This is a genomic window from Mesorhizobium sp. M2E.F.Ca.ET.209.01.1.1 (assembly GCF_004010375.2).
Lineage (GTDB): Bacteria > Pseudomonadota > Alphaproteobacteria > Rhizobiales > Rhizobiaceae > Mesorhizobium.
This window is the reverse complement of the sequence record NZ_SADP02000627.1, coordinates 1-340: the sequence shown is the minus strand read 5'-3', so window position 1 is coordinate 340 and position 340 is coordinate 1. Positions and strand designations below refer to the sequence as shown.

The following is a 340-nucleotide window of genomic DNA, read 5'->3' as shown; positions in this document are numbered from 1 at the left end:
CTGGGCCTGGATCCTGACCATCCCGGCGGCCGGCGGCTGCGCCTACCTGATCCTGAAGCTGTTCGAGCTGTTCGGCTGGACCTGATGCCCGCAGCCCTGGGGTCAGAGCCCTTCCCCTGAGGAAAGGGATCTGACCCCGACAATCGAAAAAGCCCGCCGGATTCCGGCGGGCTTTTTTCATGGCAGATCATTCTTCTGTATCCAGTGTGTCGACCAAGGTCGACACCTACCCACAGCCACGCGTGCCAACAACCGCAGTTGCCGTCCACACCATGCGTGGATGGTTCATTCGATAGCTGACAGGTGTGCCGATCAAGGGTCGGCACCCACCAACAGCCGC

At 61.5% G+C, this 340-nt stretch carries 1 protein-coding gene; it reads right to left on the bottom strand.

Features of this window, described 5'->3' with window-relative positions; genetic code table 11:
- A partial coding sequence (locus EN852_RS41915) for a hypothetical protein (RefSeq protein WP_210238312.1) occupies nucleotides 1–181 on the bottom strand: 181 nt, incomplete at its 3' end.
- Between the last annotated feature and the right edge of the window lie 159 nt (nucleotides 182–340).